Genomic DNA, 14804 nt, shown 5'->3' with positions numbered 1-14804 from the left:
TCGGTCTGGCGCGGAATCGGTCGACTCGAGAAGCGGGGGGTGTTGACGCGCCGGCCGCTGCGGGCGGACACCACCGCCCCGTCCCCTCCCCGCCGTGGGCGTGCGCGCCACGCCCACGGTCACCGGTGGCTGACCGTCGCACGCGGCTGCGGGCCGTCGCCCTGCGTAGCTGCGGGCAGTCGTGCCGCTGGGGCGGGGGAGGGTGGGCGCAGCGGCGCCCCGCCGGCGCGGGTGAGCGACGCCCACCCCCGGCCAGCCTCGACTCCGGGCAACGACTCACCGCCACCCTCCCCCGCGCGGGCCGCCATGCCCGCCCATCCCGCGGGCAGTCGTGCCGCAGGGCGGCACGGGTGGGCGCGGGCGGTGCCCCGATGACGCCGGGTGCGCGACCCCCGGGCGGCTGCAACGCCGGGTGACAGCGCGCGCACGTCCAGACGGACTCCGCTGCCCTCCTGACCTGCGGTGACGTATCCCGGCAAGGCGTAGCCGCTGGCGCCCCGTACCATGGGGTGAGGCCGTGGCGTGTTCAGCCCGGCAGGGCCCGCGCACCGCAGGCGTTCGCGCGAGGCATTCCTCACCACTCCGGGAGTACGGCAGCTTATGGCCACGCGCCACGACATCCGCAACGTCGCCATCGTCGCCCACGTCGACCACGGCAAGACCACCATCGTCGACGGCATGCTCAAGCAGGCCGGCGCCTTCGCCGCGCACCAGCTCGACCAGGTCGACGACCGCATGATGGACTCCAACGACCTGGAGCGTGAGAAGGGGATCACGATCCTCGCCAAGAACACGGCGGTGAAGTACCACCCCAAGGACGGCGGGGACCCGATCACCATCAACATCATCGACACCCCCGGCCACGCCGACTTCGGCGGCGAGGTCGAGCGCGGTCTGTCCATGGTGGACGGGGTCGTGCTGCTCGTCGACGCCTCCGAGGGCCCCCTGCCGCAGACCCGCTTCGTGCTGCGCAAGGCGCTCCAGCAGCGGCTGCCGATCATCCTGTGCATCAACAAGACGGACCGCCCGGACTCGCGGATCGACGAGGTCGTCAACGAGACCTACGACCTCTTCCTCGACCTGGACGCGGACGAGGAGCAGATCGAGTTCCCGATCGTCTACGCCTGCGGCCGGGACGGCGTCGCCTCCCTGACCAAGCCGGAGGACGGCACGGTCCCGGGCGACTCCGACTCGCTGGAGCCGTTCTTCTCCACGATCCTGGAGCACATCCCGGCCCCGACCTACGACGAGGGCGCCCCGCTCCAGGCCCACGTCACGAACCTCGACGCCGACAACTTCCTCGGCCGTATCGCCCTGCTGCGTGTCCACCAGGGCGAGCTGAAGAAGGGGCAGACCGTCGCGTGGATGAAGCGCGACGGGTCCGTCACCAATGTGCGCATCTCCGAGCTCATGATGACGGAGGCGCTCACCCGCAAGCCCGCCGAGAAGGCGGGGCCGGGTGACATCTGCGCGGTCGCCGGCATCCCGGACATCATGATCGGCGAGACCCTGGCCGACCCGGAGACCCCGGTCCCGCTGCCGCTGATCACGGTGGACGAGCCGGCGATCTCCATGACCATCGGCACCAACACCTCCCCGCTGGTCGGCCGCGGCGGCACCGGCAAGGGCGCCGACGCGAAGGCGGCCGTCAAGGACCGCAAGGTCACCGCCCGCCAGGTCAAGGACCGCCTGGACCGCGAGCTCATCGGCAACGTCTCGCTGCGGGTGCTGGACACGGACCGGCCGGACGCCTGGGAGGTGCAGGGGCGCGGCGAGCTGGCGCTGGCGATCCTGGTGGAGACCATGCGCCGGGAGGGCTACGAGCTGACCGTCGGCAAGCCGCAGGTCGTCACCAAGGAGGTCGACGGCAAGGTCTACGAGCCCGTCGAGCGCATGACGATCGACGTGCCCGAGGAGCACATGGGCGCCGTGACGCAGCTCATGGGCGTCCGCAAGGGCCGGATGGACAACATGTCCAACCACGGCTCCGGGTGGGTGCGCATGGAGTTCGTCGTGCCGTCGCGGGGTCTGATCGGCTTCCGGACCGAGTTCCTGACCCAGACCCGGGGCACGGGTATCGCCCACTCCATCCACGAGGGCCACGAGCCGTGGTTCGGGACGCTGACGACCCGTAACAACGGCTCCCTGGTCGCCGACCGCTCCGGTGCCGTCACCGCTTTCGCCATGACCAACCTCCAGGAGCGCGGCGTGCTGTTCGTCGAGCCCGGCACCGAGGTGTACGAGGGCATGATCGTCGGTGAGAACTCCCGCTCCGACGACATGGACGTCAACATCACCAAGGAGAAGAAGCTCACCAACATGCGGTCCTCGACCGCCGACGTGGCCGAGTCCATCGTCCCGCCGCGCAAGCTGTCGCTGGAGCAGTCCCTGGAGTTCTGCCGCGACGACGAGTGCGTCGAGGTGACCCCGGAGGCCGTCCGCATCCGCAAGGTGGTCCTGGACCAGCGTGAGCGTGCCCGCGCCGCGAGCCGCGCCAAGCACGCCTGACACCGGCCCCTGCACGACGGCACCGGGCACCCCTCGCGCGAGGGGTGCCCGGTGCCGTCGTTTGCAGGTGTGCCGGGGGAAATCCCAGAGGGAACGGGAGGGTAGGGAAAACCCTCGATCTCCCGGGGATCTGCCGTCGCGGGTGCCTTTCCGCACTACCCTGCTCCGAAGCAAAGCGCCCATATGGCCGGCAGCAGAAAGAAGGTCCGCGGTCCCCATGGCCAACGGCCTTGCCGGCCAAGCGTGCTGAGCACACGGCAGCCCCGGCGGTCACCCTGCACGGCGGTCAGGTTACGCGCAATCGGTTTTTCTCACCCGGACGTCCGGTATGCGGACGCCCACCCCCGATAGATGTGTAACAAGTCCGTTTCGCAGGGATCTTTCACCAAACCCTTTGTCCGGATTTTGGAAGATGTAGGCCCGAGCTGTGATCGAACCGAGACCTCGAGGGTGTGGTTCGGTCCTGGCGCATGGCAGATAGTTAGGCGCGTAGAGCTCGGACGAACGGGTCACGCGCTGACGGCGCCGACTCACGAGCGCGGGGGCACCTGACGATCTCCGACACCGGCGACGGGCGGTGGGCGGCGACATGTCGTGTGCTCTTCTTTGCGGTGAACCAATGGACTCATGAGGAGGAACCCATGCGCGGTGCCAAGAGCGCCAAGTGGGTCGCGATAGCCGCGGTTGTGGCGCTGGGCGCGACCGCCTGTGGTGGGGGAAGCGGTGACAGCGGCAGCGACAACAGCAACGCCGCAGTCGACCCGAAGGGGATTTTCTCGGTCGACGTCGGCGAGCCCCAGAACCCGCTGCAGCCCGCCAACGCCAAGGAGTCGAACGGCTCCAAGGTGATCCGCGCGATCTTCTCCCAGCTTGTCGACTTCGACGACAAGGGCAAGATCGTCTACGAGAACGCCGAGTCCATCAAGACCGAGGACAACAAGGTCTGGACGGTCACCCTCAGGGACGGCTGGACGTTCCACAACGGCGAGGCCGTCACGGCCAAGTCCTACGTGGACGCCTGGAACTGGGCCGCCAACATCAAGAACAACCAGACGAACAGCTACTGGTTCTCCGACATCAAGGGCTTCGAGGACGTCCACCCGGAGAAGGGTGACCCCAAGTCCGACAAGATGTCCGGCCTGAAGGTCGTCGACGACAAGACCTTCACCATCGAGCTGACCTCGCCGATCCCGTACTTCGAGTACAAGCTCGGCTACGACGTCTGGTCCCCGCTGCCCAGCGGCTTCTACAAGGACCCGGCCGCCTACGGCGAGAAGCCGGTCGGCAACGGCCCCTACGAGTTCGTCAAGTGGGAGCACAAGAAGCAGATCGAGGTCAAGACCTTCGCCGACTACAAGGGCGCGGACAAGCCCAAGAACGGTGGTGTGATCTTCAAGAACTACACCACCGTCGAGGCCGGCTACCAGGACCTGCTCTCCAACAACCTGGACATCATCCGCCAGATCGGCCCGAAGGACCTGCCCAAGCGCAAGGCCGACCTCGGTGACCGCGCGGTGGACGAGGACTACAACGCCGTCCAGTCGATCGTCCCGGCCTTCTACACCAAGCAGTGGAAGGACATCGACCCCAAGGTCCTGCAGGGCCTGTCGATGGCGATCGACCGCGAGACGATCACCAAGACCGTCCTCAACGGCACCCGTGAGCCGGCCACCAGCTTCGTGGCCAAGGGCGTCGCCGGTTACCAGGCGGGCGTCGCGGGCGACATCCTCACCTACAACCCGGAGAAGGCCAAGCAGCTCATCGAAGAGGGCGGCGGCGTTCCCGGCAACAAGATCTCCATCCAGTTCAACGCGGACGGCGGTCACAAGGAGTGGGTCGAGGCGGTCTGCAACAGCATCCGCAAGGCCACCGGTGTCGAGTGCACCGGCGACTCCAAGCCGGACTTCCAGACCGACCTGGACGCGCGTGACGCCAAGCAGGTCAAGTCCATGTACCGCGGCGGCTGGGTGCAGGACTACCCGCTGAACGTCAACTTCATGAGGGACCTGTACGGCTCCAAGGCGGACGGCAACACCTCCGGCTTCGCCGACAAGGAGATCGACGACCTCTTCAAGAAGGGCGACAGCGCCAAGGACCTGGACGGTGCCATCGCGGCCTACCAGGAGGCGGAGAAGGCCATGTTCGAGAAGATGCCGGCCATCCCGCTCTGGTACTACAAGGCCAACTACGGCTACTCCACGAAGGTCAAGAACGTGCAGTTCGACAACAACGGTGACCCGGTCCTGCAGGACGTCGAGGTCCTCAAGAAGTAATCGAACAGTTCGCACGCGGGTGACGGTCCCTCGATCCGGGGCCGTCACCGGTGCCGGCGGGGGGCCGACGGGCGTGAGTCTCCGGAACACGGAGCGGACAGCCCGTCGGCCTTTCCCGCTGTGACCGACATGGAGGAACCATGGGGCGCTACGTCGCGCGGCGACTGCTCCAGATGATCCCGGTCTTCATCGGGACGACACTGCTGATCTTTCTCATGATGTACGCGCTGCCCGGCGATCCCGTGCGCGCGATGTACGGAGAGCAGTCGGTTGACCCGGCCCAGATCGCGGCGATCAAGGCCGAGTACGGACTCGACAAGCCGCTCTGGCAGCAGTACGTCAACTACCTCGCCGGGCTGCCGCAGGGCGACTTCGGCATCCAGATCGCCAGCCGGCGACCGGTCGCCGAGGTCATCGGGGAGGCGTTCCCCGTCACCGTCCGACTGACGATCATCGCGTTCGTCTTCACCGTTCTCGTGGGTGTGTCGCTGGGCATCCTCTCGGGCATGCGGGCGGGCAAGAAGACCGACACCGGTGTGCTGGTGCTGACGCTGGCGCTCATCTCGGTGCCGTCGTTCGTGCTCGGCTTCCTGTTCCAGTGGCTGTTCGCCATGCAGCTGGGCTGGGTGACACCGACCGTCCAGGACTCGATGAACTTCGGCCAGTTGTTCCTGCCGGCCGTCGTCCTCGCCTCGCTGTCCCTGGCGTACGTCGCGCGTCTGACGCGTACGTCCATCGCGGAGAACCTGCGCGCGGACTACATGCGCACGGCGGTCGCCAAGGGTCTGCCGCGCCGGCGCATCGTCTCGATGCACCTGATGCGGAACTCGATGATCCCCGTGGTCACCTTCCTCGGTATCGACATCGGCAACCTGATGACCGGCGCGATCATCACCGAGGGCATCTTCAACGTCCAGGGCATCGGCAACCTGGTCTACCAGGCGCTCAGCCGCCGCGAGGGAGCGACGGTGGTGGGCATCGTCACGGTGATGGTCCTCATCTACCTCTTCGTCAACCTGATCGTCGACCTGCTGTACGCGGTCCTGGACCCGAGGATTCGCTATGCCTGAGCTGGCCTCAAAAACGGACACGGCCGTGGCCGCACAGGCCGCGACCACCCCGGACGCGGTCCTCGCGACGGACGCCGGCCCCGCTCCGGGCAAGCCGCGCAGCCTGTGGTCGGACGCCTGGTACGACCTGCGGCACAACTGGATGTTCCTGATCTCCGCGGGCCTGATCCTGTTGCTGCTGCTGATAGCGGCCGTACCGGACCTGTTCATCTCGGGCTCGGTCAGCCCGCGCGACGGCGACCTGACCAACCATTACCTGCAGAAGCCGGAACTCGGCCATCTCTTCTCCGCCGAGTGGCTCGGCTACGACCACCAGGGCCGCTCCATCTACGCCCGGCTCCTGCACGGCACCCGCGCCTCGATCCTCGTCGGCGTCCTGGTCACCGTCGCGGTGACCCTGCTCGGCGGTCTGGTCGGCCTGCTCTCCGGCTACTTCGGCGGCTGGGTCGACTCCGTGATCTCCCGGGTCACCGACGTCTTCTTCGGCATCCCGTTCCTGCTGGGCGCCATGGTCGTCCTGAACACCTTCGCCGATCGCTCGGTGCCGGTGGTCGCGCTGGCCCTGGCCGTCCTCGGCTGGACGCAGATCGCCCGCGTCATGCGCGGTTCGGTGATCACGGTCAAGCAGTCCGACTACGTCACCGCGGCCAAGGCGCTGGGCGCCGGGACCAACCGGATCCTGTTCAAGCACATCCTTCCGAACGCCGCCGCCCCGGTGATCGTCGTCGCCACCATCGCGCTCGGCGGCTACATCACGGCCGAGGCGACCCTGTCCTTCCTGGGCATCGGTCTGACCGACTCGATCTCCTGGGGTCAGGACATCTCGGCGGGCAAGGACTACCTGCGCACCGCGCAGTACGTCCTGTTCTTCCCGGCCGCGATGCTGAGCCTCACGGTGCTGGCGTTCCTCATGTTCGGCGATGCGGTCCGCAACGCCCTTGACCCCAAGTCGCGCTGAGGGAGGCGTTACGTGAGCATCATCGACAAGACCGACGCCGTCCTCGAGCCGCGTGCCGAGGGCTTCGACGGCCCCCTGCTCGAAGTCCGGGACCTGCATGTGGAGTTCCACACGCGGGACGGTGTCGCCAAGGCCGTCAACGGGGTCAACTACACCGTGGACGCGGGCGAGACCCTCGCCGTGCTCGGCGAGTCCGGCTCCGGCAAGTCCGTGACCGCGCAGGCCATCATGGGCATCCTCGACATGCCGCCGGGACGCATCCCCAAGGGTGAGATCGTCTTCCGCGGTCAGGACATGCTGAAGATGTCCGAGGAGGAGCGCCGCAAGATCCGCGGCCGGAAGATCGCCATGATCTTCCAGGACGCGCTGTCCTCGCTCAACCCCGTGCTCTCGGTGGGCTACCAGCTCGGCGAGATGTTCCGGGTGCACCAGGGCCTGTCCAAGAAGGACGCCAAGGCCAAGGCGATCGAGATGATGGACCGGGTGAAGATCCCGGCCGCCGCGGCGCGGGTGGGCGACTACCCGCACCAGTTCTCCGGCGGCATGCGCCAGCGCATCATGATCGCGATGGCCCTGGCCCTGGAGCCGGACCTGATCATCGCCGACGAGCCCACCACCGCGCTGGACGTGACCGTCCAGGCCCAGGTGATGGACCTGCTGGCGGAGCTCCAGCGCGAGTACCGGATGGGTCTGATCCTCATCACCCACGACCTCGGTGTGGTCGCGGACGTCGCCGACAAGATCGCGGTGATGTACGCGGGCCGGATCGTGGAGCGCGCCCCGGTGCACGAGCTGTACAAGAACCCGGCGCACCCCTACACCAAGGGTCTGCTGGAGTCGATCCCGCGCCTGGACCAGAAGGGCCAGGAGCTGTACGCGATCAAGGGACTGCCGCCGAACCTGACGCGGATCCCGAGCGGTTGCGCGTTCAACCCGCGCTGCCCCATGGCGCAGGACATCTGCCGTACGGATGTTCCGCCGCTGCACCCGGTGACCGGGACGGACGGGACCGAACTGGTCGGCCGTGCCTCGGCGTGCCACTTCTGGAAGGAGACGATCAATGGCTGAGCTCAGCAAGAAGGACGAGCCGGTCGACGCCACGCCGAACGTCTCCGAGGTGGCCGAGGTCGACGCCCGCTCGGAGGCCGAGGCCGTCGCGGCGATCGAGGCGCCGGTGGAGCGCGGTGAGCCGATCCTGCAGGTGCGCAACCTGGTGAAGCACTTCCCGCTCACCCAGGGCATCCTGTTCAAGAAGCAGGTCGGCGCGGTCAAGGCCGTCGACGGTGTGTCCTTCGACCTGTACCAGGGCGAGACCCTGGGCATCGTGGGCGAGTCCGGCTGCGGCAAGTCCACGGTGGCCAAGCTGCTGATGAACCTGGAGCGGGCGACTGCCGGCGAGATCTTCTACAAGGGCCAGGACATCACCCGGCTGTCGGGCAGGGCGCTGAAGGCGGTCCGCCGGAACATCCAGATGGTGTTCCAGGACCCGTACACCTCGCTCAACCCCCGGATGACGGTGGGTGACATCATCGGGGAGCCCTTCGACATCCACCCCGAGGTGGCTCCGAAGGGCGACCGCCGCAAGCGCGTCCAGGAGCTCCTGGACGTGGTGGGCCTGAACCCCGAGTACATCAACCGCTACCCGCACCAGTTCTCCGGCGGTCAGCGCCAGCGCATCGGCATCGCGCGCGGCCTGGCGCTCAACCCGGAGATCATCATCTGCGACGAGCCGGTCTCCGCGCTGGACGTCTCCGTCCAGGCGCAGGTCATCAACCTGATGGAGCGACTGCAGGACGAGTTCAACCTGTCCTACATCTTCATCGCGCACGACCTGTCGATCGTCCGTCACATCTCCGACCGGGTCGGGGTGATGTACCTGGGGAAGGTCGCCGAGATCGGCACGGACACGCAGATCTACGACCACCCCACGCACCCCTACACCCAGGCGCTGCTCTCCGCGGTCCCGGTCCCCGACCCCGAGGCCAGGGACCACCGCGAGCGCATCATCCTCACCGGCGATGTGCCGTCCCCGGCCAACCCGCCCTCGGGCTGCCGCTTCCGCACCCGTTGCTGGAAGGCTCAGGACAAGTGCGCCGAGGAGGTCCCCCTGCTGGCGATCCCCGAGCGCTTCAAGTCCTCGGACACCCCGGCGGCCCACGAGTCGGCGTGCCACTTCGCCGAGGAGAAGGACGTGGTCCACGCGGCGTGACCCCCACACGCCCCGCCCGGAACCCGGCACCCCGTCAGGGGTCGCCGGGTTCCGGCGTCTCGGGGCACGGTCCGCACGGCCGCCCCGGCGATACGTACATATGGTGGGAGTCCGCCCCGTAATCCGCCCCGGACAGGCGTCGTACGTGTGCGATGTGCACCTTTTGCGTTGATATTGAACCCTCAGGGATCGATAGGTGCACGTACGAGGAGGCACTCCATGCGTGGAGCCACGCACGCCAGGTGGGTCGTCGGTGCGATGGCCGTCGCTCTCGCGGCGACCGCCTGCGGAGGCGGGGACAGCGGCGGCGGGAGCGCGAACGCCGGGGCCGTGCTGAGCGCCTCCTGGGGTGACCCGCAGAACCCGCTGGAGCCCGCCAACACCAACGAGGTGCAGGGCGGCAAGGTCCTCGACATGATCTTCCGCGGGCTCAAGCGCTACGACCCGGAGACCGGCGAGGCCCAGGACATGCTCGCCGAGCGGATCGAGACCAGCGACTCGCAGAACTTCACCATCACCATCAAGGACGGCTGGACCTTCAGCAACGGCGAGAAGGTCACCGCCCAGTCCTTCGTCGACGCCTGGAACTACGGCGCCGGCCTGAGGAACAACCAGCGCAACGCGTACTTCTTCGGCTACATCGAGGGCTACGACAAGGTCCATCCGGAGAAGGGCGAGCAGAGCGCCGACACCCTCTCCGGGCTGAAGGTCGTCGACGACCGCACCTTCACCGTCAAGCTCACTCAGAAGTTCTCCACCTTCCCCGACACCCTCGGCTACAACGCCTACGCCCCCCTGCCCCGCGCCTTCTTCGACGACCACGACGCCTGGGTCGCCAAGCCCATCGGCAACGGCCCCTACCTGGTCGACTCCTACGCCAAGGGCTCCCAGATGTCCCTGCGCAGGTGGGACGACTACCCCGGCGACGACAAGGCCCAGAACGGCGGCGTCGACCTCAAGGTCTACACCGACAACAACACCGCCTACACCGACCTGATGGCCGGCAATCTCGACCTCGTCGACGACGTCCCCGCCTCCCAGCTGAAGAACGTGCGGAGCGACCTGGGCGACCGCTACCTCAACACCCCCGCCGGCATCATCCAGACCCTCGCCTTCCCCTTCTACGACGAGGCCTGGAACAAGCCCGGCATGGAGAAGGTCCGCACCGGCCTGTCCCGGGCGATCGACCGGGAGCAGATCACCGAGACCATCTTCCAGAAGACCCGCACCCCCGCCACCGACTGGACCTCACCCGTGCTCGGCGAGGACGGCGGCTACCAGGCCGGCCTGTGCGGCGACGCCTGCGACTTCGACCCGGAGGAGGCCAAGAAGCTCATCCGGGAGGGCGGCGGCCTGCCCGGCGGCCGGATCACCCTCACCTACAACGCCGACACCGGCTCCCACAAGGACTGGGTCGACGCCGTGTGCAACTCCATCAACAACGCCCTCGACAACGAACGTGCCTGCACCGGCAACCCGGTCGGCACCTTCGCCGACTTCCGCAGCCAGATCACCCAGCGGAAGATGGGCGGCCCGTTCCGCGCCGGCTGGCAGATGGACTACCCGCTGATCCAGAACTTCCTCCAGCCGCTGTACTACACCAACGCCTCCTCCAACGACGGCAAGTGGTCCGACGAGCAGTTCGACGACCTCATCGACCGGGCCAACCAGGAGAGCGACACCGCCAAGGCCATCGACCTGTTCCGGCAGGCCGAGGAGGTCGTCCGCGACAACATGGCCGCCATCCCGCTGTGGTACCAGAACGGCAGCGCCGGCTGGTCCGAGCGGCTGTCCAACGTCAAGCTCAACCCCTTCAGCGTCCCCGTCTACGGCGAGATCAAGGTCAGCTGAGCCGCCATGGGACGCTACGTCGTCCGGCGTCTGCTCCAGATGATCCCGGTGTTCATCGGGGCCACGCTGCTGATCTTCCTCATGGTCAACGTGATGGGCGACCCCATCGCCGGCCTGTGCGGCGAGCGCCGCTGCGACCCGGCGACGGCCGCCCAGCTCCGGCACGAGTTCGGCCTCGACAAGCCGGTGTGGCAGCAATACCTGACCTACATGGGCAACGTCTTCACCGGCGACTTCGGCACGGCGTTCAACGGCCAGGAGGTCACCGAGCTGATGTCGACGGCGTTCCCCGTCACCATCCGGCTCACCGTCGTCGCCATCCTCTTCGAGATCGTCATCGGCATCACCCTCGGCGTGGTCACCGGCCTGCGCCGGGGCCGCCCGGTCGACACCTCGGTCCTCCTGCTCACCCTCGTCGTCATCTCCGTGCCCACCTTCGTCACCGGCCTGCTGCTGCAACTGCTGCTCGGCGTGAAATGGGGCTGGATCCGCCCCTCCGTCTCCCCGGAGGCCCCCCTCGACGAGCTGATCCTGCCCGGCCTGGTCCTGGCCTCCGTCTCCCTGGCCTACGTGACCCGGCTGACCCGCACCTCCATCGCCGAGAACCGGCGCTCCGACTACGTCCGCACCGCCATCGCCAAAGGGCTGCCCCGCCACCGGGTCATCACCCGGCACCTGCTGCGCAACTCCCTCATCCCGGTGGTCACCTTCATCGGCGCCGACATCGGCTTCCTCATGGGCGGCGCCATCGTCACCGAGCGAATCTTCAACATCCACGGCGTCGGCTACCAGCTCTACCAGGGCATCCTGCGGCAGAACACCCAGACCGTCGTCGGCTTCGTGACCGTCCTCGTGCTGGTCTTCCTGGTCTGCAATCTCGTCGTCGACCTTCTCTACGCCGTACTCGACCCGAGGATCCGCTATGCCTGACCAGCACTACCCATCCGATCAAGCCATCGCGGGGACCGGCATGGGCGGCACCATGGACCTGGGTGTGGACGAGGCCGAGACCCTGGAGAAGAAGCCCGGCCCCGACGGCGCGGGACCCGAGGGCAGACCCCGCTCCCTGTGGTCCGACGCCTGGCGCGACCTGAGCCGCAACCCGGTCTTCATCGTCTCCGGCCTGGTGATCCTCTTCCTGGTCGTCATCTCCCTGTGGCCCTCGCTGATCGCCTCCGGCAGCCCCCTGAAGTGCGACCTGTCCAAGGCCCAGGAGGGCTCCCAGGCCGGCCACCCCTTCGGCTTCAACGGCCAGGGCTGCGACGTCTACACCCGCACCGTCTACGGCGCCCGCACCTCCGTCGCCGTCGGCGTCCTCGCCACCCTCGGCGTCGCCGTCCTCGGCAGCGTCCTCGGCGCGCTCGCCGGCTTCTTCGGCGGCGTGTGGGACTCCGTCCTGTCCCGCATCACCGACGTCTTCTTCGCCATCCCGGTCGTCCTGGGCGGCCTGGTGCTGCTGTCCGTCATCACCAGCAACACCGTCTGGCCCGTGATCGGCTTCATCGTGCTGCTCGGCTGGCCCCAGCTGTCCCGCATCGCCCGCGGCTCGGTCATCACCGCCAAGCAGAACGACTACGTGCAGGCCGCCCGCGCCCTCGGCGCCTCCAACTCCCGGCTGCTGCTGCGGCACATCGCGCCGAACGCGATCGCCCCCGTCATCGTCGTCGCCACCATCGCGCTCGGCACGTACATCGCGCTGGAGGCCACCCTGTCCTACCTCGGTGTCGGGCTGAAGCCGCCCAGCGTGTCCTGGGGCATCGACATCTCCGCCGCCTCGCCCTACGTCCGCAACGCCCCGCACGCGCTGCTGTGGCCCTCCGGCGCCCTCGCGATCACCGTCCTGGCGTTCATCATGCTCGGCGACGCGGTGCGCGACGCCCTCGACCCGAAGCTGAGGTGAGCCGGGGTGCTGCTCGAAGTGCGTGATCTGCACGTGGAGTTCCGCACCCGGGACGGGGTCGCGAAGGCCGTCAACGGCGTCAGCTACGGCGTCGACGCGGGCGAGACCCTCGCCGTGCTCGGCGAGTCCGGCTCCGGCAAGTCGGTCACCGCCCAGGCGATCATGGGCATCCTCGACATGCCGCCCGGCCGGATCACCAGCGGGGAAGTCCTCTTCCAGGGCCGGGACCTGCTGAAGCTGAAGGAGGAGGAGCGCCGCAGGGTCCGGGGCGCCGAGATGGCGATGATCTTCCAGGACGCGCTGTCGTCGCTGAACCCCGTGATCTCCGTGGGCGACCAGCTCGGCGAGATGTTCGTCGTCCACCGGGGCATGTCCCGCAGGGACGCCCGCACGAAGGCGGTCGAGCTGATGGACCGGGTCCGTATCCCCGCGGCCCGGGAGCGGGTCAAGCAGTACCCGCACCAGTTCTCCGGCGGTATGCGCCAGCGCATCATGATCGCGATGGCGCTGGCCCTGGAGCCGGCCCTGATCATCGCCGACGAGCCCACCACCGCCCTCGACGTCACCGTCCAGGCCCAGGTCATGGAACTCCTCGCCGAACTGCAACGCGAGTACCACATGGGCCTCATCCTCATCACCCACGACCTGGGCGTGGTCGCCGACGTCGCCGACCGCATCGCGGTCATGTACGCGGGCCGGATCGTCGAGTCGGCCCCGGTGCACGACATCTACAAGGCGCCGGCCCACCCGTACACCCGCGGCCTGCTGGACTCCATCCCCCGCCTGGACCAGAAGGGCCAGGAGCTCTACGCCATCAAGGGCCTGCCGCCGAACCTGATGCACATCCCGCCCGGCTGCGCCTTCCACCCCCGCTGCCCCCTGGCCCGGGACGTGTGCCGCACCGACGAACCTCCGCTGTACGAGGTCTCCGGGGCGCGGGGGAGCGCCTGCCACTTCTGGAGGGAGTGCCTGGATGGGTGAGCCGAGTGCCGAGCCGATTCTCGAGGTCAGCGGCCTGGTCAAGCACTACCCGCTGACCCGGGGCATCGTCTTCAAGAAGCAGGTCGGCGCCGTGAAGGCCGTCGACGGCGTCGACTTCACGCTCCGCCGGGGCGAGACCCTGGGCATCGTCGGCGAGTCCGGCTGCGGCAAGTCGACGGTCGCGAAGATGCTGGTGAACCTGGAGCGGCCGACCGCCGGGGCGATCCGCTACAAGGGCGAGGACATCACCCGGCTGACGGGCAGGGCGCTGAAGGCGGTCCGCCGGAACATCCAGATGGTGTTCCAGGACCCGTACACCTCGCTCAACCCCCGGATGACGGTGGGCGACATCATCGGGGAGCCGTTCGACATCCACCCCGAGGTGGCGCCCAAGGGCGACCGGCGGCAGCGGGTCCGCGATCTGCTGGACGTGGTCGGCCTCAACCCCGAGTACATCAACCGCTATCCGCACCAGTTCTCCGGCGGCCAGCGTCAGCGCATCGGCATCGCGCGCGGCCTGGCGCTGCGCCCCGAGGTGATCGTCGCCGACGAACCCGTCTCCGCGCTGGACGTCTCCGTCCAGGCCCAGGTCATCAACCTCATGGACCGGCTCCAGTCGGAGTTCGATCTCTCCTACGTCTTCATCGCCCACGACCTGTCGATCGTCCGCCACATCTCCGACCGGGTAGGGGTGATGTACCTCGGCCGGATCGTCGAGATCGGCACGGACACCGAGATCTACGACCACCCGACCCACCCCTACACCCAGGCGCTGCTCTCCGCGGTCCCGGTCCCCGACCCCGAGGCCCGGGAACACCGCGAACGCATCATCCTCACCGGCGACGTCCCGTCCCCGACGAACATCCCCTCCGGCTGCCGCTTCCGCACCCGCTGCTGGAAGGCGCGGGAGCGGTGCGCGGTGGAGGTGCCGGCGCTGGCGGTCCTCGCCGAGTTCCGCGCGAGGGGCGGCCCGGCGGCCCATGACTCGGCGTGCCACTTCGCGGAGGAGAAGCAGGTGGTGCCGCCCGAGGTGCCGTTCGCATAGCCGTACATT

11 protein-coding genes are annotated in these 14804 nt (G+C 68.1%); all 11 read left to right on the top strand.

The annotated features are described in order from the left end of the window. Nucleotides 1–600: 600 nt before the first annotated feature. The 11 genes from typA (at nt 601) to AB0412_RS29905 (ending at nt 14795) form a co-directional block, all read left to right on the top strand. Nucleotides 601–2508, top strand: coding sequence for a translational GTPase TypA (gene typA, locus AB0412_RS29955; RefSeq protein ID WP_366405721.1), 1908 nt, complete (start codon nt 601–603; stop codon nt 2506–2508). Between the two features lie 641 nt (nt 2509–3149). Beyond that, nucleotides 3150–4781, top strand: coding sequence for an ABC transporter substrate-binding protein (locus tag AB0412_RS29950; protein WP_366405720.1), 1632 nt, complete (start codon nt 3150–3152; stop codon nt 4779–4781). Nucleotides 4782–4921: 140 nt separating this feature from the next. Further along, the gene (locus tag AB0412_RS29945; protein WP_366405719.1) at nt 4922–5851 is read left to right on the top strand and encodes an ABC transporter permease; all 930 of its coding nucleotides are present in this window, start codon (nt 4922–4924) and stop codon (nt 5849–5851) included. Then, nucleotides 5844–6809, top strand: coding sequence for an ABC transporter permease (locus AB0412_RS29940; protein WP_366405718.1), 966 nt, complete (start codon nt 5844–5846; stop codon nt 6807–6809). Before AB0412_RS29945 ends, AB0412_RS29940 begins: the two co-directional genes overlap by 8 nt. A 12-nt stretch (nt 6810–6821) precedes the next feature. Then, a complete protein-coding gene (locus AB0412_RS29935) occupies nt 6822–7877 on the top strand; it encodes an ABC transporter ATP-binding protein (protein ID WP_366405717.1) in 1056 nt (351 codons plus the stop codon). Beyond that, nucleotides 7870–9018 carry a dipeptide ABC transporter ATP-binding protein gene (locus tag AB0412_RS29930; RefSeq protein WP_366405716.1) on the top strand — a complete coding sequence of 383 codons (1149 nt, stop codon included), beginning with the start codon at nt 7870–7872 and terminating at the stop codon, nt 9016–9018. Before AB0412_RS29935 ends, AB0412_RS29930 begins: the two co-directional genes overlap by 8 nt. A 219-nt stretch (nt 9019–9237) precedes the next feature. Then, a complete protein-coding gene (locus AB0412_RS29925) occupies nt 9238–10869 on the top strand; it encodes an ABC transporter substrate-binding protein (RefSeq protein WP_366405715.1) in 1632 nt (543 codons plus the stop codon). Nucleotides 10870–10875: 6 nt separating this feature from the next. Further along, nucleotides 10876–11799, top strand: coding sequence for an ABC transporter permease (locus AB0412_RS29920; RefSeq protein ID WP_366405714.1), 924 nt, complete (start codon nt 10876–10878; stop codon nt 11797–11799). Next, complete coding sequence (locus AB0412_RS29915) at nt 11792–12769, top strand: ABC transporter permease (protein ID WP_366405713.1); 978 nt, start codon at nt 11792–11794, stop codon at nt 12767–12769. The genes AB0412_RS29920 and AB0412_RS29915 overlap by 8 nt, the downstream gene beginning before the upstream one ends. A 6-nt stretch (nt 12770–12775) precedes the next feature. Next, nucleotides 12776–13750 carry an ABC transporter ATP-binding protein gene (locus AB0412_RS29910; RefSeq protein WP_366405712.1) on the top strand — a complete coding sequence of 325 codons (975 nt, stop codon included), beginning with the start codon at nt 12776–12778 and terminating at the stop codon, nt 13748–13750. Next, nucleotides 13743–14795: a dipeptide ABC transporter ATP-binding protein gene (locus AB0412_RS29905; RefSeq protein WP_366405711.1), complete on the top strand. Its 1053-nt coding sequence runs from the start codon at nt 13743–13745 to the stop codon at nt 14793–14795. The genes AB0412_RS29910 and AB0412_RS29905 overlap by 8 nt, the downstream gene beginning before the upstream one ends. The last annotated feature ends 9 nt before the right edge of the window (nt 14796–14804 follow it).

Source organism: Streptomyces sp. NPDC052012, assembly GCF_040689265.1.
Taxonomy (GTDB): Bacteria; Actinomycetota; Actinomycetes; order Streptomycetales; family Streptomycetaceae; genus Streptomyces.
Note: the sequence above shows the minus strand (reverse complement) of the source record. Positions and strands in the feature narration are given on the sequence as shown.